The sequence below is a fragment of the Ignavibacteria bacterium genome, assembly GCA_017303675.1.
Taxonomy (GTDB): domain Bacteria; phylum Bacteroidota; class Ignavibacteria; order Tepidaquicellales; family OLB5; genus OLB5.
Window position 1 is genome coordinate 1,405,467 of sequence record JAFLBX010000002.1, and the last position, 22,020, is coordinate 1,427,486.

A 22,020-nucleotide genomic window follows, 5' to 3' on the forward strand; every position below is an offset into this window, starting at 1 on the left:
TCAATTACGGGTTTTCAGTAACTAAAGTTCACTGCTTTTTCTTATGCAATTTTCAAATGTGGAAGTTTATTAACAGCTTCCCTTTTAGCTGTATCAACTATTTTTGCATATACCTGCGTGACTCTCACATTACAATGTCCTAATAATTTACTTACAGTAAACAGGTCTACCCCTTGTGATAGTGATAAAGTAGCAAATGTATGTCTGCTGTTATGGTAAGTGATCTTCTTTGTGATTCCTGCCCTTTTCACCCATTCTTTTACAATTACATTAGCATAATCTTTGCTTAGCAGATCAAATATCTTCCCGGTTCTCAGTTTATGGATATTCCCGTCCTTAAAATTAAGTAAATCTACTGCAGTTTTTGAAAGCGGAATGTATTCATACCCTTTTGTTTTTTTCTGCCTGAAATCTATCATATCGTCTTTTACATCTTCCCATTCAAGATTCCTTACATCAGAAATTCGCAATCCGGTGAAACAACTGAATAAGAAGGCTCTTTTTACATCATCGTTTCCGCATTTTGTATTAATTAATGTCTCAATTTCGTTGATAGTCAAGTATTCCTTCTTGGTTTCAATCCTCTTTACATTTTCCCTGAAATAGTGTAAAGGGTTAACCTGAATAAGTTTCTCTCTGTATGCCTTGTTGATACCTGCTTTCAAAGTATTCATATAAACCCATACGGAATTTTGTGATACATATTTCAGCATATATTTCTGGAATTCAGCAATCCAGCTTTCATTTATCTGCCCAATCTGGATAGAGTTTTTGGTAAATTTCTTTAAGTAATTAAGCGTATTCTTGTATACTTTTGAATTTCTACGGTCCCTTTCTTCAGCTATTTTTTGGAAATACTCCACAAAGTTAATTTTTGTCTTATAAGCGGGAATAAACCCATGCTGATAACTTTGAAATTCAAGCTCTTTTGTTGCTCTAATCTTATTAGCAAGTTTAAGAACTTCTTTATTGCCTTCTTTGTCTTTGGTCAGTCTCAGGTTTAATGACTGACATTGTCTTTTTCCTTCAAAGTAGATATCCAGGTACAAGCTTTGGCTGCCATCTGCAAGTTGCTTCTTTCTTAATTTGATCATGGTCGTTTTATTTAATTATTGTAATATTTATGAGCAACAAATGAGTAACAAATAAGTAACAAACATATGCAATTAAGCATATAACAAGGATACGATAAATTCATAAAATGATACTATATTTGTATTATTTGTTACTTTTGTTTTCATTTGTTTTCATTACAATAATAGGGCAACTAACCCTGTGAATCAATAATTACTTGTTTTGATGCAATCAACTACCTTATTATGAAGAAATCAATTTAATAAAGTATTATATATAAAAGTTCATAGCAGCTTAAGCTGCCTTAATAATGTTAGCTTGATATTACAGATGATTTTTAATTATCTGTTTAATTATTCTGATTTACTTTTCAATTATGCTGATACTTTTTTTGCCATCCATTAAAATATTTACTGCCTTATCAAGGTGAAGATGAATAAAATGTTCTGTAGTATTTTCCGGTTTAAATGATTTAAGATATTCCCAGTCAATAAAATCACGCCCGTTTGACTGGTGTACTGTTAAATAACCGATATTCATCGAAGTGATATTATGGAAAAAATGTGACCCCAGCGAAGCATCAACTTTAAAATCATCCAGGTCGGTTTCAACAATAACTTTCGCATTTGATATCTGCGGCCACTGTACCGGTATACCAAGCCATCTGTCACGGGTTCCCCACCTGCCGGGTGCCATAAGAATGTAATTTCTTTTTAATGCTCTCATCTTTTCATTCAGTTTTTCCACTTCAAGAGCCATTTGCTGGGTTTCTGCTACATTGAACTTAACAGGGTCTGCATAAATGATATCAGTAATGTTTTCTATTTTGCCGTTACCCATGCCTCGTTCCGTATATAATATCAGCTCATCTTTGATTATTTCCTCTTCATCAATTGAAAAGAAATCCGAGTTCCTGATCAATGGCTTAAGCTGCAAAATGTAAAACCCCGGGTTTTCTTCATCAAGGTTAACTGCAAATTCTATTTCTACAGGAAGCCCCATTGAGCTTTCTATTATCTCCAGAAGCCTGCTGAGAACTTTCGCGAAAGGAAACAGGTCGTATTTTAAAATCCCCGCAAAGTTCACAATACGCGGTCCCTTATAATTTAAACCTACTTTCACTTTGTTATCCTGGGGGTCGTAAACTGAAACAACATCATCCAGTACTCCTAAATTTTCAGCATCGGCAATTTTTACTTCTTTTAAGGTAATATCTTCTCCCTGTGCAAGATTTGAAATACCGCGGTCCATATCAATTGCATAAAAGAATGACTGGGTATCCTTAAGCTGTGTTTCAGGATCAACAATATCTATTTTAGGATACTTGGGGCAGAACCTGAAAGCCTTTTCAGCATCGATCACATATTTTCCCAGCCCAACTGCAGCAATGCATATACCGTCTTCGGGCTTAAAACGCGCTATCGGATAAAAATTATATGACTGGGCAACACCGGAAACGTGCGGGAAAAAAATATTTTCATATTTTATACCAACAATTTCCTGTAGTACAACTGCCATGCGTTCATCATCTATCCTGTAATTTATTGCTTCAAAATAGCTTCTTGCATGTTTTGAATATATGGATGCGTAAACCAGCTTTATAGCATCAGTCAGGTTTTTCAGCCTGTCATTCAGGTTTTCGTGGTTATTTGGTATAAGGAATGTCTGGTAAATACCTGAAAATGATTCAGAGATCGAATCTTCAAACATTCCCGATGACCTTACCGCAAGCGGTGAAGTTATTTTATCCAGGTACACTCTGAGCTTTGAAACAAGCTCTTCTGAAAGATCCTTGGATAGAAATATTTGTTTTACTTCATCAAATTCATGCTCCATATGTATTCCGTACAGATCATGCCTGTTGATAAAGTTCTCATATTCTTCAGCTCCTATTATCGCGGTTTTGGGTATTTTAATTGAAACATTTTCAATCCCGCTGAACAGCTCTTTGGTTTGCAGAAGTGTATTGATAAATGCTATTCCCCTGCCTTTTCCTCCAAAGGAACCCGGCGCAAGCCTTAATATAAGGTTATCCTCCTCAAGGAACTTCGGGCTGAAATCAACCACACCTCCCCGTGAAACTGTCGTTTCTACGTTTTTGGTAACACGGATAATGTAATCTCTGATAGCATCAGCTCCCGGGAAATCGGTTACTTTCAGCTCTTCCAGGTGTTCTGCTATTTGTATCTCACCTCTTGCCATCAGCCAGGCTGAAAAATGATTGCGGCTGCCGTGATACAACACAGATTCAGATGGAACACGCTTTAGCTGATGCTTGAATTCATCAATTGAAGAAGCGCGTGCAATTTCATTGCCGGCTCTATCCCTGAAAATAAAATCACCGAATCCGAGATTATCTAGTATAAAATCTCGCAGGTCATCAGATAATGTTTCTGAGTTTTTATTAATGAACGTAGCATCGTTCAGTATTGCAGTTTCAGCATATGTGCTTTCTGAAGACTGAAGCAGGAACGGAATATCGCTATCAGCAGCTTTGATAGCCTGAAGAAGCTTTATGCCTGCTTCTTCATTAATTTTTCCCTCAAATGGATACTTAACATCGGATATAACACATAACAGGTTATTTTTATACTTTTCAAACAGAGATATAGCATCTTCATAACTTACTGCAAGCAGTACCTTAGGCCTGGCACGCATGCGGAGTATCTTTTTCACACCGTCCAGGTTATCACGGGTAATTAGCCTTTGGGTTTGTTTGATAATTTCAGTGTATAATATCGGAAGGTAACGTGAATAATATCTAATGGAGTTTTCAACAAGAAGAATTACCCTCACAAGCCCTACACGGGTATCGTTTTCACAGTTTCTTTTATCTTCAAAATATTTAATTATGGCAAGGAATATCTTGGTTTCACGGTTCCACACGAATACTTTTTCGAAAATATCGATCTTATCCCGTATCTGGTTAACAAGCGCTATATCACTGTTATCATACAGCAGCAGAAATACCGGAAGGTCCGGCCTTATATTTTTAATTTTGGTAGCAAGCTCAAACGGTGAAAGGCTTTGTGTACGCATTGTTACAATTACAAAATCAAAATATTTCTGTGTCAAAAGCTGCTCAGCTTCTGTTTCATCTGATGCATTTGTTATACGAGGCACATTAGAAAGATCAAGCCCGTAATACTCACCGAAGATCTTTTCATTAAGCTTTTCTTCTTCTTCCAGTATGAATGCGTCATACAGTGATGTTACAAGCAGTATCTCTCTGACGTGATACTGCGCAAGATCATGGTAAATTTCATTATCACTTTTGTGTTTTTTGAACAGCGATTTCAGTTCATCCTGCAGCATTATTAGTATATTTTAGATGATTAAAAAACGAATTATTATTTAGATGTAAATTCAATAACACCAAACCATGCAACCCAGCCCAGAAAGGCTATTATAATTCCTGTGATCCATGAAAGCCATTTCAAAGCCCAGCGTGTATTCATTAATGTTATTATAGCGGGAAAGATCAATGAAACCAGCAGTATTACCGGCCAAATATAAGTTAAGTAATATCTTTCAGGCGTATCAGCATCTGAAGGTTTTGTATCAGCCCATGCTGACATTCCTACCCAGAACCCATATACCACAGTATAAATTACACCAAGTATTACAAATAATACAGCGGCAGCGGTAATACGCTGCCATACCGGCTGTTTAATTTGCGGAACTTCCAAATTATGTTCAGGCAATGTTAATTATAAAATAAATACTTTTTTCTTATCTCACTAAAGCTGCTGTTACTCTCATTCATTGCTTCATTTATCTCACCGGCTGTTTTACCGCCAGTGATCATTTTCCTGAGTTTATCCGTTCCTGCAAGCTTATCTATAAAATTATCTTTATTGAATTTAAACTCAGGGCAATTTTTATATAATGAAATTAATATTGCAGTTCCGCTTTTTACCGGGTCAAACTTATTTTTATCTTTTACATTTATATATATTCCGCTGCACTGCTTATTGAAAAATTTAGGCGGGTATGCCGAAATTTTTTCTGAAGGAGTAAATGTTACCGGTTCAAATACAACTCCTTCAAGTCCCTGCGAGTTCAGCTCATCAGCAATTACCTGTGAATTTACCCACGGTGCGCCGAAATATTCAAAAGGCTTATCTGTTCCCCTGCCTTCAGATACATTAGTGCCTTCAAGCAAACAATTTGCAAGATAACAAATTGCGGTTGATGGATAGAACATGCTGGGAGAGGGTTTTACCCATGTAAGCTTTAGATCAGAATAATCTGTATTCCTCGTGTATCCTTCCATTAATAACACATCCAGATTTGCTGCTTTTCCAAATACTTCTGTATTTATATATGCAGCAAGCTCTCCGCTTGTCATACCGTATGCCTGTGGTGCAGGTATTGTGCCTACAAATGATTCAAATGCCGGCTCAAGCATAAATCCGCCGGTATAAGAAGGATTTACTATCATTGGCCTATCACAAACAATTATCTTTACATTGCTTTCAGCAGCAGCTTCGATAGCATAATATAGTGTGGATGTATATGTGTAAAATCTTGCACCCACATCCTGTATATCATAAACCAAAACATCAACATCAGAAAGATCACTTTTGGAAGGTTTTACCTTCCCGTTATAAAGAGAAACAATTGGCAAACCTGATTTATCAGTTTCTGCATAATTTTCATCTCCCCTTATACCATGCTCAGGCGAAAATATTTTTACAATATTAATACCTTTTGCAAGCATAGCATCAATAATATGTGTGCCATCCGGCAATATACCGGTCTGATTTGTAAGCACTGCAATGCGTTTATCCTTTAAGTCTGCAGCTTTATCTAACAGGATCTCATTGCCTAAACGGAATTTAGGTTCTGATAATGCTTTGCTGTTTTCAGAATAACAGTTAAAGTTTGTTAAAAAAAATATGAATATGAATATCGTTTTTTGAAAAAAATCAAACCTAATTATTTTCATTTTATTCTGATTATCTTATTCTTTTTTATGGAATCATCGATAGCTTTGGCAACTATTATATCTTTGAGCGCTATCATGGTATTACTTTCTGGCTTAATATGGCGTGTAACAGTCCTGTAAAATTCATGCCACTGCCCGCCTGAACCCGGATGCAGCGGTTCATCTTTATACTCATCATAAAACACAAGGTTCTCTTCACTGGGAGGGTAGCTATTCGGATATTTCCACTTTACAGGAAAATTTTTGTTATCCTTAAACAGGTAAATTGCTGAAGGATGCCCTTCCCATTTATATTTTGAACCTTTTGAGGGATTTACAAATGTTTCAAAATGTGCGGCTATTCTTGCTTTTTCAAGCTGAATGATCCAGCGGGATTCACGTGCGTGGGGACTTACATACGAAACTGTAATAGAAGCTTTTACTCCGTTTTTATATTTTATCAGCGCCATAAGATTATCGCCGGACCTTCCCTTTAACAAAACTTCTTTTGAAAACGCCCGTACTTTACTGTATTTAAATGGATTGATAAGATACTGCCCTCCAAATGCCGCAGCTTCAGCAGGCGCCGAGCCGGCAAATGAATTGAATAAATTTATCTGGTGTACAGCTTTATCATGAATAATTGCATCACCATCAGTTTCGGGATTCAGATACCTCCATATATATGGATCAAAAGGTCTTGTCTCAAGCCAGTTCATCCAAAATACTTTTCCGTATTTACCAGGTGAAATTATTTTTTTAAGTTCTTTATAGAACGAGCTGTATCTTAACACCATTCCAACCTGGCAGTATTTATGATATTTTTTTTCTGCAGATATGATCTTTCTTACTCCGGAAGGCAGAACTGCCGCAGGCTTTTCAAGAAAAACATATTTTCCGTTTTTTAAAGAATCGATGGTGTATTTAACATGCATTGATGTACGCGTGAGTACTGCAATGGCGTCTATTGATGGGTCTTTAATAATTTCTGTGGGTGAGCTGACAAACTTAATTCCGGAATTTTTCCCGGCTGCCTTTTTGGTAAGTTTTATGGCTGCTTCATCCGGGTCATAAGCAGATACAACTGAATATTTATTGTTTTGAGCAAGTAAAGCAGGAAGATGCATGGACCTGAAAACTGAACCGCATCCCAGTATTCCTAATTTCACAATTTTATTCATACATAAATTTATGCATAAATCATTTGAAATTATACAACATTCAAAAGACGGTAAATTTTTTGTTTGTTAAGATACACTAGGAGAGAAAAAAACAAACCGGTTGTTGCAGGCTTTTAAACCCATACAGCAACCGGCTTAAACCAATCTGATTAAGTATAAGGGTTAAAACTCATTGCATAAGGGTCTCATCAATTCTTTCAAATAAGGGTTGTCCATTTCATTCATAAGGGTTATTACTGCTTTCATAAGGGTTTAACCAATTTAACATAAGGGTTAAGCTTCAATTTCACAAGGGTTATTTCAAATTTTCATAAAGGTAAAAAAACAGGTGAAAATCATAAGGGAAGATCTAATTAACTATTTAAACTATCTAACCAATCACTTTGCTGTTTCATTCTTTCTATACAAACATAACACTTTTAACCTATGCTGAAAAATAGTTATATATATTAAAGCCTTGTAGTAAAAATAATTACATTCTGGTAGCTTAAAAACCATTAAAATCTTTGAATTTTAAGGGTTTTATTGGTATTTTTGAGCGAAAGGAAGTTCCGCCATGAAAAAATCACCTCTTCACAGTATAAAGATCAGCCCTAAAAATTCTATCATTCCCGTTGTATTTATTTCGGTAATTCTAATTTCTTTCAATTTTTCAGGATGTGATTATTTTTTTCCTCCATTGAGCGGGGATAAGATTCCTGTTGAAGAAGCGGCTAAATTCATTCAAAAAAACAGTGGAAATCCTGATGTTATTTTACTTGATATAAGGACAAAAAAACAATATGATTCAGTTAGAATTGAAAATTCGATAAATTTTGATTTTTCCCAAACGGATTTTCCTGACCAAATATCCAAACTGGATCATGAAAAAAGATACATTATTATTGATGAAAACGGAAGAAAAGCTGCTATGGCTTTAGAGTTAATGCGTGAACAGAGATTCCCGAAAATTCATTATATTACCGGTGGTATTAATGAATGGATAAAAGCCGGTAAAAATATTTATAGATAATCTGAAATACTGAAATTTTACTGACAAAAACAATACGCTTAAAAAATATAATTTATTTTAAATTTAATGCAATTATATTGTATTAGTGTTAATGATATATATACCTAAAGATTAAGTTAAATGTTTGAATTACAGAAATATTTCGAAAGATCGAATATTTACATTAAGCTTTTAACAGGTACCGTCTTGATCTCTTTGGTTGCCTTTGCTGATTATATTACAACAAATGAAATATCATTTTCGATATTTTATCTGATACCAATAACATTAATGGCATGGTATGGGGGTAAACTTTTTGGTATTATTTTTGCTGTTGCCGGAGCTGGTCTGTGGCTTATAATGGATACAATAGGTTTCACAGAAGTTAATAACTTAGTTTATTCTTTTTGGAGTACTGTTGTAAGGTTTGGTTTCTTTATAATCGTAACCGTACTAATTGTAAAGCTTAAATCATTGCGGGATAACCAGGAAGAAATTATTAATCTGAGAACTAAGCAGCTGAAAAATGAGATCAAAGAGCATAAAAAGTCACAGGATACATTGCTCCTTAAAAGCATGCAATTGAGTGAACTAAATAAAAAAATTGAAACTATCAAAGAAGAACAGAATAAAAGGATTGCCAGGGAAATTCATGATGAGCTTGGACAGTCACTAACTGCAATAAATCTTGAGCTGATGTGGATCAGTAAAAAACATTCGAACGATCCGGATATAGTGGAAAGAATGCACACATTATCCCAGGTAGTTACAAACACAATTTCCACCGTAAGGAAAATTTCTTCTGACCTGAGACCCCGGCTGCTCGACCAGCTTGGCCTGCTGCCGGCAATTGAAAGCCTGGTTAAGGAATACCGCGCCAGAACAGGGATAAAGATAATACTCCATTTGCCTGAAACAAATACTGATTTTGAAAGCCCCGTAAAAATTACGTTATACAGGATATTACAGGAAGCATTGACCAATATTGCCAGGCACTCTGAATGCACTGTGACTGAAATCAGAATTTCTGTAAATTCAAAAAATTTAAATATGTCAATTTATGATAACGGAACAGGATTTTTATATGATGAAATTTATTACAAAACCGGTTCATTAGGACTGATAGGTATGCAGGAAAGAGCTAAAATAATCCATGGTGAGCTGAACTTTATTACCGCTCCAGGTGAAGGAACATTAATAAATTTAAAAGTACCACTTAATTAAAATGATAAATATATTAATTGCAGATGACCATGCTGTTGTAAGGAAGGGCATAAACCAGATCCTTTCTGATGAAGTTGATATCAAGGTTCTGGCTGAAGCATCAAACAGTGAAGAAATTATGGCACAGTTAGATTCCCGCAGCTGGGATCTTTTAATTCTGGATATTACCATGCCTGGTAAAAGCGGACTTGATGCCATAATTGAAATTAAACAAAAAAGGCCGGATATCAAGATATTAATACTTTCTATGCATCCCGAAGAAGAGATTGCAATCAGTGCAATAAAATCAGGAGCAGATGGTTATTTGAATAAGGAAAGTGTACCCGGTGAATTATTGAGAGCTGTAAGGAAAGTCGCATCCGGTGGTAAATATATCAGTGATACTCTTGCTGAATCAATGATTTTATCTCTCAAAAGTGAACCCTCAAAAAAACTCCATGAAAGTCTTTCTGAAAGAGAATTCCAGGTGCTGAGTATGCTTGCTTCAGGATTTTCATTAACTGAAATTGCCGCAAAGCTGGAATTAAGCATTAAAACTATAAGTACATACCGTACCAGGATACTTGAAAAATTAAGTCTAAAATCAAATGTTGAGATCACGCATTATGCTATAAAAAACAAATTAGTACTGAGTAATTAGCATTAATATAGTTAAGCTCGTAAAACTTTTCAACCAACTATTGCTTTTTTAGCTGCAGATGAATTTCATTCTGTCTCATTATTGTTCAGATGTAAAAAAGATGATACTTGTAAAGTAAAACTCTTTGTTTAATTAAATGTTAATTACCGGCCCGGGGCTTAAAAACCCCGGGCCTTTTTATTTCTCATTATTCAATTGTATAGTTTTTATACAGAACTCTGACTGTTCCTTTAACATTGATCTTCAGCTCTGCTTTAACCATGGTACCTTTAGGCGGAAGCTTGGCGCTGTTCCATACAATACTGATGTGGTAAGATTTCAGCACCTGGTCAAGGATGTTCGCATAAATTTGCTTCAGGTCCGCTGCATTATCTGCCTGGTAAAAAAATCCGCCTGTGTTTTGGGCTATTGATATCATATCGGCCTTTCTTCTTTTCAGCTCAGATTCATCCGGTACATAATCACCAACATCATCAAATAAACCGACTGTGAAAACCTTGGTATTATAAGCTGCGCTTTTTCTGTAAATAGAATCAAGTGTTATCTTGCCCGATGAATTTTCCATACCGTCCGTAAAGGCAACAACCGTTTTCATTACTGTTGGATTGCTGTAATATGTTGTATCCTTAAGTGCAGTATAAATGGATGAATACAATGCTGTGCCGCCCATCGGGAAGGAATTGTTTTCAAGTGCGCTCAAAAGAACACTTTTTGACCTGGTGAACCTTATTGGCTGCAAGACCTTGCCTCCGAACTTAATAATTTTACAGAACATATTTCCGCCAAGCAGATTTATGAACAGTGCAACGCTCTTTTCCATGGCGGCAACCTTATCACTTTTTTTTACAAATGGATTTTGTGTATCATCGCCATACATGCTGCCGCTGTAATCCATTGTCAGCGTAAATGCAATTTTTTTCTTGTCATTTATCGGTATCAGCCTGGGCTGTCCTTCCGTTGAGTCAATAATTCCGTTATTATCCCATCTTAGTGTGGCTGAAAGATCTTCGGTTTTAATTGAATCAATGGGCTTGCCTGCTGAATCACGGATCGAAAGATCCGCAGTTATTTCTTCCCTGGATTTGACTGTAAATATCGTATTCACCCTGTCGTTCTTAAGTGTTGGTTCAGCGTAAAACCTTCGGTGCGGAAATTTATCGATAGCATAATTTCCCCTGTTTTTTGCCGGGTTTGAATACGAAAACTCAACTCGCCTGTTTTTAGCTCTTGAATCTTCTGAAGTATTTTCACTTACCGGTTCACTTTCACCTTTTCCGCTGACGATCAGATTCTCACCTGAAACACCTGTACTTTGCAGGTAATCTTTCACTGAGTTTGCCCGCATAAGCGAAAGCTCATCATTGAAGTTCTCACTTCCCAGATCATCTGTATATCCGGTTATATAGAGTATATACCCAGGGTTACTTTTCATTTCTTCAGAAATTTTGTCAAGTAATTCCAGCGCAGCAGGCCTCAGCTCTGATTTCCCGTAATCAAAATAGATCACATTGCTGTTATTAACAGAATCCAGCAATACTTTAAATCCGTTTTGATCGCTGTATGCAGTTGAAATAAGCGTCAAAACCGAAATAATAAGCACTGCTATGAACAAAATATAAAGATAGCCGTAACCACTTCTTTCTTTTATAAATTTTTCGTGTAATGGTACAGCGCTTTTTTTAATCTGTAAATTTTTCATAATAAATTTCCTCCTCTAATTTTCACAGCAATCTACAATTAACATCTTTCAATTTCCTATCATTGCATGATAATAATTCCGGTTTTTCTAACTGTTTAAACTAACCAATGTTACTAATTATATTTATTCAAATAAGTTATTTGTAGTTTGGGTTAATATTTGTAATTTGCATCAATGCAGGATATAAGAAGTAAATTTAAAAGACAGCTTGAGATAGCAGGCTTGATCTTATCCCAGAATTTTTCGGGAATAATCAGGTCAACAGAGCTGGCAGATATTTTTGAAGTTGAAGAGCTTACCATTATGCGTGACCTTCAGCAGCTTCGTGCAATTGGAATTGATATTCATTCAACAAAAAAACACGGGGTGTGCATAAATAAAAAAATTAGCAGCGTTAAGCTGCTAGAGCTCATCAGGCAGTATGCATCACTGGCTATGAATTCATCTGCCGCAGAACGCTCCACAAAGCTGCTTGTCAACAGGCTGGGTGAAAAATCATTGGCTAACATAGTAGTGCTTCAAATGTGCGCTGAAAAAAACCATGCTGCAGCAATTGATTATGAAAAAGATAACGGTATGCTTGATTTCGGCAGGGAGATAAATCCTGTACTGGTATTTCAGAATGAAGGATACTGGCGCGTACTAGCTTTCACAAACGGATGTTTTAAACAGTTCCATCTGAATAAAATACTTGAAGCCAGGCAAACAGATAAGGAATTTCCTAAAGTAGATCCCGAAGTGTTGAATGATGTTTTCCGCTTTTCCTGGAAAAGCTGGGTTGGCACTGATAAGATTGATATCAAACTTCAATTTTCAACTGTATGGAAAGAACGTATTCTTCCTAAACAATTAATGACAAATGAAACATTCACTGAATCGGAAGAAGGAAATTTCATTTATGAAACGACTGTAAACTCTCTGGATGAACTGGCATCATGGATAGTAAGCCGCGGTAAAGGTGTTAAAGTTATTGAACCCGATGAGCTAAGAACCAGGGTAATATCCCTGGCAAAAGACTCACTTGGCAACTACGAAAATGACTGATTTTTCACCCTTGTTTTCACTTTAAGCAGAAATAAATAAAATTGAATATGTATGATTTATATCAATTTTTTTTAATTAAAAAAGTATGATATTTGTATAGAGTCAAAAAGTTTAACCCATAATAAACATATATTTAGATTTTAACAATTAATAGGATATCTAAAAATAAAGATACAGAGGTCATAAAATGAGCGACAAAAATTTTAACGCCTACCAGATGGCACAGGCACAGTTTGATAAAGTAGCGGATATTTTAACACTGGATGAATCAGCAAGACAGCTATTAAGGGAACCTTTACGCGAATATCACTTCTCAATTCCTGTTAAAATGGATGACGGCACAACAAAAATATTCAAAGGTTTCAGAGTTCAGCATAACGATGCATTCGGTCCTTCAAAAGGCGGAATAAGATTTCACCCGATGGAAACAATTGATACGGTTCGCGCACTCGCAATGTGGATGACCTGGAAATGCGCAGTTGTCGGTATTCCTTTAGGCGGCGGAAAAGGCGGAGTTATTTGTGATCCGCATAATTTAAGTATGCGCGAGCAGGAGCAGATCTGCCGCGGATGGGTCAGACAGCTTGCAAAAAATGTAGGACCTATAAATGATGTACCTGCACCTGATGTAATGACAAATGCCCAGCATATGTTATGGATGCTCGATGAATTCGAAGTTATACACGGCGGAAAGCACCCGGGCTTTATTACAGGCAAGCCTGTTGGTATGGGCGGCTCCCTTGGCAGAACTGAAGCTACAGGGTACGGTGTTATTTATACACTGCGCGAAGCTTGTAAGAAAAAAGGAATAAAGATAGAAGAAACAACAGCCGCATTCCAGGGCTTTGGAAACGTTTCGCAATACGCGCTTCAGCTCTATATACAGCTTGGCGGAAAAGCAATTTGCGTATCATGCTGGGACCAAAAAGACCAGACTTCCTATACATTTAAAAGAGAGTCCGGTATAAGCTTTGATGAACTGATGAAGATAACCGATAAATTCGGCGGTATTGATAAAACAGAAGCGAAAAAATTAGGCTATGAAATTCTGCCGGGTGATGTCTGGATCGAGCAGAAAGTTGATATACTTATTCCCGCTGCCCTTGAAAACCAGGTACGCGGAGATAATGCAGTAAAGATCGCTGATACGGTAAAAATTGTTGCTGAAGGCGCAAACGGACCTACTACCCCTGAAGCCGACAAAATATTTCAGAAAAAAGACATTTTCGTGATTCCGGATTTTCTTGCAAATGCAGGCGGTGTTACATGCAGTTACTTTGAACAGGTTCAGTCTAACATGAACTATTTCTGGACAAAAGAAGAAGTACTTACAAAACTGGATAATATCATGTCAGCAGCTTTTGACGCTGTATACGATACAGCAGTTAAAAATAAACTTTACATGCGAGATGCGGCTTATGTAATTTCAATTTCTAAAGTTGCCCATGCATGCAAAGATAGAGGCTGGCTGTAAAATAAAATTAAACACTGTATTTACAATAGCCGGGGCTTAAACCCGGCTATATTTTTTTATATGATTTTCAATTAAATTTCATGAAAGTTTTTTTCTTCAAACTGGTTTATATACTTAAATAATGAGCGAAAAAACACAGCCTATAGAGCATCTTGTAAGGGAGCTTGAAGAAAGAGCCAAAGAGCTTAACTGTCTTTATAGAATTGAAGACACCCTCAATCATTCGGATATTTCTCTTGATGAAGCATTCAATCTTGTGGTTGATGCAATCCCCCCCGGGTGGCAGTACCCGGATATTACCCGTGTAAAGCTTGAATATAAAGGGAATACATATACAACCGAACATTTTTCCGAAAGTATCTGGTTTCAGCGGGCTGATATAAAAGTAAATGATGAGGTCGTAGGCCATATTTCAGTTTATTATGTAAAACCTGTCAGAGATTACGATGAAGGTCCGTTCTTAAAGGAAGAACGTAAATTACTTAATACAATAGCTGAAAGGCTGAGCCACTTTATACTTCATAAGGATACTTTTGCATTTATTTCTGAACTGCAGGAAATAAGGGATGTTACTTCAGGTAATTTAAAGCATAAGTGGCAGGTAGTGCTTGATATGCTCTACAAGACCGATAAACCTCTTTTTAACACAATAATCCGCAAACTTCTGCATAACTTATGCTGGCAGGAAAACAAAGAAGCACAGAAGCTATTAAAGGAAGCAGGTATTGAACAAAAATCGCTGGTTGATGAAGATGGCGATACAATGTACGAAGATAACAAACCGCTGAAAAAGAAATCTCTTGATAATGCTGTTTTTGTTCAGTCTGTTATTAAACTTGCCGATGAAAATTTAAGGGATGATGAAATCCTTGCAAAACTGCAAAAATGGATATACGAAGATAAATGCAGCGGACTGGTTAAAGCGGTTGAGACAATGGAAACTTCACTCAATGAAATTTCAGAAGCACTGAGGAAATATTATCCGCTGCTTTCAAACGGCGAGCTATCCCCTTCAATTGAAAAAGGATTAAAAGTATCACTTATCCGCAGATTCTTTACAGACCAGACCGAATTTATTTCAATAGCAAAAGAATTTGTTGATATAAATGATTTTTATGACCTGACCGACAGGATAATTCTTCCTTCCAAAAGTTACGGTAAACTTGGAGGTAAATCAGCGGGTATGTTCCTCGCTTCAAAGATCATTGCTAAAAAGGCCAGGACATCAGATAAATTCAAAAATATCAAAATACCTAAAACCTGGTTCATTCCGTCTGATGGTATCATGCACTTCCTGCATTACAATGAGCTGGAGGAAGTAATCGAGCAGAAATACAAAGATATTGAAGAGATCAGAAGAGAATATCCTCACATAGTACAGATCTTCAAGAACTCTGATTTTACTTCAGAGTTCATAAACGGAGTATCGGTAGCGCTTGATGATTTTGGTGAATGTCCGCTGGTTGTAAGAAGCTCAAGCCTGCTGGAAGACCAGTTTGGCGCAGCCTTTTCAGGTAAATATAAAAGTCTGTTTATTGCCAACCAGGGAACAAAAAGCGAGCGGTTATCAGCTTTACTTGACGCTATTTCAGAAGTATATGCCTCAACATTCGGTCCGGACCCTATAGAATACCGCGCAGAAAGAAACCTGCTTGATTTCCATGAGGAAATGGGTATTATGATACAGGAAGTGGTCGGAACAAAGATCGGCAGGTATTTTATGCCTGCTTATGCAGGCGTTGCCTTCAGCAACAATGAGTTCCGCTGGTCACCTAGAATTAAACGCGAAGATGGCTTAATAAGGCTTGTTCCTGGTCTCGGTACCCGCGCTGTTGACCGCCTTGGAGACGACTACCCTATCCTGCTTGCACCCGGTCAGCCTAACTTAAGGGTAAATGTTTCATTCCTTGAAAAGCGTAAATACACCCCTCAGCATATTGATGTTATCGATCTAAACACCAATGAGTTTGAAACACATAAGATAAGGAATATTATAGCTGAAACCGGCGCTGAATATCCGGGCATCAGGAATATGATATCAATTGTAAAAGATAACCATATTACACAGCCTATTGGACTGAATACTGATTATGAAAATGATGATATAATTTTAACGTTCGAAGGATTAATAAATAACAGTACATTTGTTTCGCAGATAAAATTCCTGCTGGATACATTGCAGGAAGGCATGCGCTGCCCTGTTGATATTGAGTTCGCCTCTAACGGCACCGATTTTTATATTCTGCAGTGCCGCTCACAAACTAAATCAAAAGAAATTCAGCCTGATCCTATTCCGAGGGATATTCCGCGGAAAAAAATAGTCTTCACAGCCAACAAATATGTTTCAAACGGTAAGGTGCCTGAGATTTCTCATATTGTATATGTTGACCCGGTAAATTATAATAATATAGGCTCCAAGGAAGAGCTTGTTGAAATTGGCAGGGCTGTAAGCAAGTTGAATAAAATTCTGCCTAAACGCAGATTTATATTAATGGGACCCGGCAGATGGGGCAGCAGGGGCGATATAAAGCTTGGTGTAAATGTTACTTATTCAGATATAAACAATACTTCTATGCTTATAGAAATTGCCAAACAGGTCGGTAACTATACGCCTGATCTGTCTTTCGGCACGCATTTTTTCCAGGACCTGGTGGAAGCTTCGATAAGATATCTGCCGCTTTATCCTGATTCAGAAGATGTTATTTTTAATGAACCATTTTTCAGGAAATCAGAAAATATGCTGGAGCATCTTGTACCTGAATACAAACACCTGGAAGAAACGGTCAAAGTAATTGATGTAACCCACGCAGCTGAAGGACAGATATTAAGAGTGCTGATAAATGCAGAGCTCGAAGAAGCTGTTGCATTCCTTGATGAGCCTAAAGCGTCAAAGGTTAAAACTCTTGATACCAGCGAATATGTTGAGTGGCAGCCAAGCAACTACTGGCAGTGGCGTTATAAAATGGCGGAAAGAATGGCGGAGCTTATCCCTGCTGAAAAATTCGGTGTTAAAGGTTTTTATATTTTCGGTAGCTCCAAAAATGCTAATGCGGGTCCGGCAAGTGATATCGATCTTTTGATCCATATCGATGATGATGCCGATACCGAAAAAATGAACCTCTGGTTTGAAGGCTGGAGCGAATGCTTAAGTGAGCTTAATTATCTTAAAACCGGCTATACTTCTGAAGGACTGCTGGATATTCATTATGTAACAGATGAAGATATAGAAAAACGAACAAGCTTTGCAAGTAAAATTGGCGCAATTACAGATCCCGCCAAGCAGCTTAAAATTGGTAAGTAGAATAATTTTAATTCCCCTCTTGAGAGGGGTGTCATTACCGAAGGTAATGACGGGGTGTGTTAATTCACTCATTCCCAAACTCCGGTTTGGGAATGAGGCTGCCAAGCATGCTTTTAATATCTTTGTCATTCCTGCGAAAGCAGGAATCTTTATAGATTTATCATTTCCCTTGATTGAAATTTAAGGGATTATTTTGTTTAAGAATAAAATAACTCAAATTAAAATTCTTACAGCCTTTTCAGGTTCATCGGTATCAAATTTAATCACAGCAAGCTCACCGCCGGAATGAGCGGCATTAAAACAAAAGGTATCCCCTATCTTATCGCACCACTTCCCTGTAATTTCTGTTGATTCATGTAAATGTCCGTGCAAAGTAATTAGCGGCTGGTATTTTTCTATGAACTTCCTGATCGCAATACTGCCGATACTTCTGATTTCATTATTCCCATTAATATCTTTTCCGGCAATCTTATCCAGGTTGGTTTCACATGGCGGCGCGTGAAACAGCATTATAGTTTTCCTGAAATCAGGTATCTGCAATGCCATTTCATTCAGGTCTTCTTTAATTGTGGAATACTTCGTGATATTCGGGGCAACTTCAACTGTACGGAAACCCTCCTCAGGTGAAACGCAGCCGCGGGGCAGGTAGCGTGAAATATCATATTTTTCCCAATCCTTAAGTAAAAATGGAGTTGGCGGAACGAAAGGATAACCTGCAGCAGTGTAGCCGTTAAAATTTACAACTAAATTATTTATAAGATTCACTAGTCCATTTGATTCAAGTATTCTGAAAAGATCCACCGAAGCTGCCACATCATCATTACCGTTTATCAAAAATACCCTTGGGTATTTTTTTTCAAGTTCGTTCTTCAGACCGTTAAACAGCGGGTATAATGTATCCCTTATAAAATCACCCGGCTCATCAACATAATAATTCGGCAGCACATCGCCGGCAATAAAAACTGCTTCCGGCAGATATTCTTTTATATAACCGCAAAGCTTTTTGAATTTCACATCATTGCCGTGCAGGTCGCTTACACAAATTGCCTTCATACTGCAAATTTAACGTGATAATTCTAAATGTAATATGATAAATAATTTACGATCTGGTAAGAAAGCTTCAAACAATTATCACCACGTTCCCCTTTTTATGACCCTTATCCACATACCTGTGTGCTTCTGCTATCTGGTCTAATCTATATGTTCTGTCTATAACAGTTTTTAATTTTCCTGCCTCACAAAGTTGTTTAAGAAATTCAAGATCTTCAGCTTTTAATTTAATATTACCAGATATGGCAAGTGAGCTCAGGTATTTTCCTGTTTTATTTAATGCTTTTTTTCTGTTTGAATATTTTATTTTCCCAACCGCATCAAAAATTACATCATATTTTTCGGGTCGTTGGGTAAAATCTTCCTTAGTATAATCAATAACTGATACGGCTCCAATAGATTTAACCATCTCAATATTACCTGTACTGCAAAAACCGGTCACTTCAGCGCCAAAATACCGGGCTATCTGGACCGCATAAGTACCTACACTTCCGGAAGCTCCGTATATCAATACTTTCTGCCCCTTTTGAATGTTGGCTTTCCTTAAGTTTATAAGCGCTGTTAAACCTGCATTCGATACCGGCGCCGCTTCTTCGTGTGACATATTTACAGGTTTTAATGCTACAGCAGCATTTTCTGCTATGCTGCAGTATTCAGCATAAGTCCCGAACCTGAATTCAGTAGTTGCAAATACTTCATCACCTGGTTTGAACCTTGTAACTTTGGAACCAACTGATTCAATTACACCCGAAAACTCCATACCAAGAATTTTTTTTCTGGGGCCCCTAAAGCCGACAATAAACCGCATCAAAGGCTTAAACAAAAGATCTTTAAATTTCCCGAGACCCGGTTCAAACCGCCTGATCTTTGTATCTCCTATATGTGCTGTTGTAGCGATAATTTTTACAAGTAATTCATTATCCTTAGGAACAGGTTTATCCACCTCAATTAATTTCAAAACCTCTGGTGGCCCGTATTTTGTGCAGATCACAGCTTTCATTTTTTTATACCAGCTTTAATTTTTATCATTTAAAATTGTACTTTCAGGTAAATTGGAAGGTCTTTTGCTTAATACTCCATTTAGTTCGGTAACTGCAAATACAATTATTACCGCAAAAGTGATCAATACAATAAATTGACTTATTGAAACTTTTTGAATATCCTGCTTTACCATTACAGCGCAAATTTCACCAGGGCAATATTGCGGTTTTTTCTTATAAAAAAACGGATATAATTTACAGCCAATACATATCCCGAAAGCAGATTCGAAGAATAAAAATACCATACATATCAGGCAAATAATTGCTGAAACAGGACTTATAATGTTTAGAATATTGAAAAACACGAACATTATACCTGTTAAAATAATACCAACTATCCATGCAAACTTTTTAGGCGCTGCGCCAACATATTCCGGTGACTGATCTCCAACTATCAGCCTTCCCAAAATAAGCGAAGGAGAAAATTTCGGATTTACAAATACCCTTATTACCAGATCCAGAAGAAAAAATGCTATCACCAGCTTGAATGGAATATAGTTTTCTGCTAAAATTATTAACATAAAAGATGTATATGTTGCAACAAACAGTATTCCTGCTGCTGCCCTTATTTCTCTTTCATTCAATACAGGTTCGCTGAACCCGGCAGCATCTTCACCAAAATTAAATATCTTTTTCATTATAATAATTTTTTATTTTCTTTGATTGTATAATTTATTAGATTCTGTATTATTTTACCAGTACCATCTTTTTTGTTTCAGAAAAGTAACCCGTTTCAAGTTTATAAAAGTACACACCACTGCACATACTTTCTGAGTTCATACTGACCTTATACCTTCCTGAGCTGAGGCTTTCATTTACTAGTATTTTAATTTCTTTGCCGGTAATATCATAAACGATCAGCCTTGTAAAGGATGTTTTAGTTATATCAAAGATAATATCAGTTTTAGGGTTGAAAGGGTTTGGGTAGTTCTGAAGCAGCCTGAACTCACCCGGTAATTCTTCATTCAAAGGCTCAATTCCAATTTGCTGAACAACATTCAGCATAAATGTGCAGAATGCTGATGCGCCTGCTGTATCTGTTGCAGTTACCTTCAGGATAATGGATACTGCAGATGAAATAACCCCTGAAAAAGTCCTTGAAGTGGAATCAAAGCTCAACCACGCAGGCAGCGGCTGACCGCTGCTTAATGAAGCAGAATATTTCAGAGTGTTATTGCCGTCATCATCAACAAAAACGCTGTCTGGCAATGTATATGTAAATAGTGTTCCGTTTGTATCGGTTAAATTTGGGACCTGATTTTTAAGATATGGTACGTAGTTTGTATATCGCAGGCTATCCCTAATATTATCTATCCGTACCCAATAAATATAAGTATCGGAATAATTAGGATTAGTACCTGTTGTATAAAATAAATATTTCCCGTCAGGTGAAACGTAAGTACCCCATGCAGCCGCTCCTGAATTTATTGCCGGACCAAGATTTTTTGGATTTGTCCAGTTTCCGTCAGTTTTCCGGTAGCTGATATGAAGCCTGGCATTATTCCCGGTATTTTTAGCTGCAATAAAATAAGATTCATCTTTTGCAATAAAAAAATCAAGGTTATCAATTGTGTTGTTCAGCGGAAGCCTTAAGCTTACCGCTGTTGTATCAGAGCCGTTAATAACCAGCCTGCACCAGTCAGTAGCGCCTATACCGGTTGTTGATACAGATGAAATATAAAAATTTCCGCTGTTAGTGACCTGTAAATAATGTGCATTATTAAGTCCATATAATATGCGTTTCGGCACACTCCAGCCGCCGGAAGTTCTGTATGAAATTAGTGTCTGGTAAATTGAGCTGTTGTTCTGAATAAACATTGTATCACCTGTAATTGAAAAAGCGGGAGCAAGATAATTATTAAAAATACTGAACGGCCCCTGCCAGCGGTTATCAAAGTACCTGTAACATTTGATCGTATCACCGGATGTCGGGTAGTAATTTCTAATTACGGTATAATAAATTTCTTTCCCGTCATTGGTTATTGCTATTCTTTCTGCAGTAAAAGACCCCGTACTTTTAGGAAGTGCAAATATTTTTGGTGTATTCCCGGGCGGAGTCTGCCCAAGATACATACTATCAGCAGGTATCGGTTGTGTTTTAGTATTTACACATAAAATGAACAGAATTATTAAAGCAGATATAGTTTTCATTGTTATTATGATTTATTTTCTAAACATTCAATAAGCTTTAGAGTAAATATATAGTGATAAAACTAACTGTAAAAATCATTTCATGTGAATCAATTAAAAAAATCTGTGAACAATACGTTTTGTTCAGTCAAAAATCAGTGGATTTAATGGAATTTTTACACTTTTTTTTCATTTGACTTAATAAAAACGGCGGTTCATTGAATTTGAGTATTTAAAGCTAA

General features: G+C 36.8%; 16 protein-coding genes. 6 read left to right on the forward strand and 10 right to left on the reverse strand.

Annotation, left to right across the window (positions count from 1 at the left end; translation table 11 throughout):
* Positions 1-41 precede the first annotated feature (41 nt).
* The 5 genes from J0M37_15570 to J0M37_15590 form a co-directional block, all read right to left on the reverse strand.
* Entirely contained in the window at positions 42-1,094 is a 1,053-nt protein-coding gene (locus J0M37_15570) for a site-specific integrase (protein ID MBN8586508.1), read from the reverse strand.
* A 343-nt stretch (positions 1,095-1,437) separates the two neighbouring features.
* Entirely contained in the window at positions 1,438-4,389 is a 2,952-nt protein-coding gene (locus J0M37_15575; protein MBN8586509.1) for a hypothetical protein, read from the reverse strand.
* 35 nt (positions 4,390-4,424) lie between these two features.
* A complete protein-coding gene (locus J0M37_15580; GenBank protein ID MBN8586510.1) occupies positions 4,425-4,778 on the reverse strand; it encodes a hypothetical protein in 354 nt (117 codons plus the stop codon).
* Between the two features lie 2 nt (positions 4,779-4,780).
* On the reverse strand, positions 4,781-6,025 hold the full coding sequence (locus J0M37_15585) for a DUF1343 domain-containing protein (protein ID MBN8586511.1): 1,245 nt from the start codon (positions 6,023-6,025) through the stop codon (positions 4,781-4,783).
* Positions 6,022-7,173 carry a Gfo/Idh/MocA family oxidoreductase gene (locus J0M37_15590; protein MBN8586512.1) on the reverse strand — a complete coding sequence of 384 codons (1,152 nt, stop codon included), beginning with the start codon at positions 7,171-7,173 and terminating at the stop codon, positions 6,022-6,024. Before J0M37_15590 ends, J0M37_15585 begins: the two co-directional genes overlap by 4 nt.
* A 568-nt stretch (positions 7,174-7,741) precedes the next feature.
* Between J0M37_15590 and J0M37_15595 the strand changes: the two genes are divergently transcribed.
* The 3 genes from J0M37_15595 (at position 7,742) to J0M37_15605 (ending at position 10,040) form a co-directional block, all read left to right on the forward strand.
* Entirely contained in the window at positions 7,742-8,197 is a 456-nt protein-coding gene (locus J0M37_15595; protein MBN8586513.1) for a rhodanese-like domain-containing protein, read from the forward strand.
* A 120-nt stretch (positions 8,198-8,317) separates the two neighbouring features.
* Entirely contained in the window at positions 8,318-9,400 is a 1,083-nt protein-coding gene (locus J0M37_15600; protein MBN8586514.1) for a sensor histidine kinase, read from the forward strand.
* 1 nt (position 9,401) lies between these two features.
* Positions 9,402-10,040: a response regulator transcription factor gene (locus J0M37_15605; GenBank protein ID MBN8586515.1), complete on the forward strand. Its 639-nt coding sequence runs from the start codon at positions 9,402-9,404 to the stop codon at positions 10,038-10,040.
* Positions 10,041-10,227: 187 nt separating this feature from the next.
* On the opposite strand, the gene J0M37_15610 is transcribed toward J0M37_15605, so the two are convergent.
* A complete protein-coding gene (locus J0M37_15610; GenBank protein MBN8586516.1) occupies positions 10,228-11,739 on the reverse strand; it encodes an OmpA family protein in 1,512 nt (503 codons plus the stop codon).
* 174 nt (positions 11,740-11,913) lie between these two features.
* On the opposite strand from J0M37_15610, the gene J0M37_15615 reads away from it, so the two are divergent.
* The 3 genes from J0M37_15615 to J0M37_15625 all read left to right on the forward strand — a co-directional run bounded on the left by J0M37_15615 (position 11,914) and on the right by J0M37_15625 (position 17,558).
* Positions 11,914-12,783: a WYL domain-containing transcriptional regulator gene (locus tag J0M37_15615; GenBank protein ID MBN8586517.1), complete on the forward strand. Its 870-nt coding sequence runs from the start codon at positions 11,914-11,916 to the stop codon at positions 12,781-12,783.
* Between the two features lie 187 nt (positions 12,784-12,970).
* Positions 12,971-14,257, forward strand: coding sequence for a Glu/Leu/Phe/Val dehydrogenase (locus J0M37_15620; protein MBN8586518.1), 1,287 nt, complete (start codon positions 12,971-12,973; stop codon positions 14,255-14,257).
* A 121-nt stretch (positions 14,258-14,378) separates the two neighbouring features.
* On the forward strand, positions 14,379-17,558 hold the full coding sequence (locus tag J0M37_15625; GenBank protein ID MBN8586519.1) for a nucleotidyltransferase domain-containing protein: 3,180 nt from the start codon (positions 14,379-14,381) through the stop codon (positions 17,556-17,558).
* A gap of 213 nt (positions 17,559-17,771) precedes the next feature.
* Here J0M37_15625 and J0M37_15630 read toward each other — a convergent pair whose 3' ends face one another.
* The 4 genes from J0M37_15630 to J0M37_15645 all read right to left on the reverse strand — a co-directional run bounded on the left by J0M37_15630 (position 17,772) and on the right by J0M37_15645 (position 21,799).
* Positions 17,772-18,611 (reverse strand): metallophosphoesterase, encoded by an 840-nt coding sequence (locus tag J0M37_15630; protein ID MBN8586520.1) that lies wholly within the window; start codon positions 18,609-18,611, stop codon positions 17,772-17,774.
* A 67-nt stretch (positions 18,612-18,678) separates the two neighbouring features.
* Positions 18,679-19,608, reverse strand: a complete 930-nt coding sequence (locus J0M37_15635; GenBank protein MBN8586521.1) for an NAD(P)-dependent alcohol dehydrogenase — start codon at positions 19,606-19,608, stop codon at positions 18,679-18,681.
* A gap of 15 nt (positions 19,609-19,623) precedes the next feature.
* On the reverse strand, positions 19,624-20,286 hold the full coding sequence (locus J0M37_15640; GenBank protein MBN8586522.1) for a DUF4395 domain-containing protein: 663 nt from the start codon (positions 20,284-20,286) through the stop codon (positions 19,624-19,626).
* A 49-nt stretch (positions 20,287-20,335) separates the two neighbouring features.
* The gene (locus J0M37_15645; GenBank protein MBN8586523.1) at positions 20,336-21,799 is read right to left on the reverse strand and encodes a T9SS type A sorting domain-containing protein; all 1,464 of its coding nucleotides are present in this window, start codon (positions 21,797-21,799) and stop codon (positions 20,336-20,338) included.
* Positions 21,800-22,020: the final 221 nt, after the last annotated feature.

Excerpts from the sequence above, each read along its gene's own strand:
- J0M37_15570 (MBN8586508.1), bottom strand. The coding sequence starts at position 1,094 with ATGATCAAATTAAGAAAGAAGCAACTTGCAGATGGCAGCCAAAGCTTG.
- J0M37_15575 (MBN8586509.1), bottom strand. The coding sequence starts at position 4,389 with ATGCTGCAGGATGAACTGAAATCGCTGTTCAAAAAACACAAAAGTGAT.
- J0M37_15585 (MBN8586511.1), bottom strand. The coding sequence starts at position 6,025 with ATGAAAATAATTAGGTTTGATTTTTTTCAAAAAACGATATTCATATTC.
- J0M37_15595 (MBN8586513.1), top strand. The coding sequence starts at position 7,742 with ATGAAAAAATCACCTCTTCACAGTATAAAGATCAGCCCTAAAAATTCT.
- J0M37_15600 (MBN8586514.1), top strand. The coding sequence starts at position 8,318 with ATGTTTGAATTACAGAAATATTTCGAAAGATCGAATATTTACATTAAG.
- J0M37_15605 (MBN8586515.1), top strand. The coding sequence starts at position 9,402 with ATGATAAATATATTAATTGCAGATGACCATGCTGTTGTAAGGAAGGGC.
- J0M37_15610 (MBN8586516.1), bottom strand. The coding sequence starts at position 11,739 with ATGAAAAATTTACAGATTAAAAAAAGCGCTGTACCATTACACGAAAAA.
- J0M37_15615 (MBN8586517.1), top strand. The coding sequence starts at position 11,914 with ATGCAGGATATAAGAAGTAAATTTAAAAGACAGCTTGAGATAGCAGGC.
- J0M37_15620 (MBN8586518.1), top strand. The coding sequence starts at position 12,971 with ATGAGCGACAAAAATTTTAACGCCTACCAGATGGCACAGGCACAGTTT.
- J0M37_15625 (MBN8586519.1), top strand. The coding sequence starts at position 14,379 with ATGAGCGAAAAAACACAGCCTATAGAGCATCTTGTAAGGGAGCTTGAA.
- J0M37_15630 (MBN8586520.1), bottom strand. The coding sequence starts at position 18,611 with ATGAAGGCAATTTGTGTAAGCGACCTGCACGGCAATGATGTGAAATTC.
- J0M37_15635 (MBN8586521.1), bottom strand. The coding sequence starts at position 19,608 with ATGAAAGCTGTGATCTGCACAAAATACGGGCCACCAGAGGTTTTGAAA.
- J0M37_15640 (MBN8586522.1), bottom strand. The coding sequence starts at position 20,286 with ATGAAAAAGATATTTAATTTTGGTGAAGATGCTGCCGGGTTCAGCGAA.
- J0M37_15645 (MBN8586523.1), bottom strand. The coding sequence starts at position 21,799 with ATGAAAACTATATCTGCTTTAATAATTCTGTTCATTTTATGTGTAAAT.